At 55.5% G+C, this 227-nt stretch carries 1 protein-coding gene; it reads left to right on the top strand.

Annotated features, from left to right (window positions below):
- Nucleotides 1-8: 8 nt before the first annotated feature.
- Nucleotides 9-227: ROK family protein (locus CHH91_RS19320; RefSeq protein ID WP_353615341.1), on the top strand; the 219-nt coding region annotated here is incomplete at its 3' end.

Raw genomic sequence — 227 nt, 5'->3', positions numbered from 1 at the left:
GGAACGGCGTGGACTGCAAGGATGTGGCTGTGATCGTGATTGGCACAGGCATTGGCGGAGCGTTGATCAAAGATGGCCAGTTGCACCGGGGATTTGATCTCCTCGGTGGTGAATTAGGATACACACTCTTATCCATTGACCCTGTTCAGAGAACAGCTGTGCCATTTAGTGAGATGGCCTCCGCTTCTGCCATTGCCCGCCGCTACGCAACGTGGACAGGCCAGCCA

Source organism: Virgibacillus sp. 7505 (assembly GCF_002272135.1).
Classification (GTDB): Bacteria; Bacillota; Bacilli; order Bacillales; family Amphibacillaceae; genus Terribacillus.
Note: the sequence above shows the minus strand (reverse complement) of the source record. Positions and strands in the feature narration are given on the sequence as shown.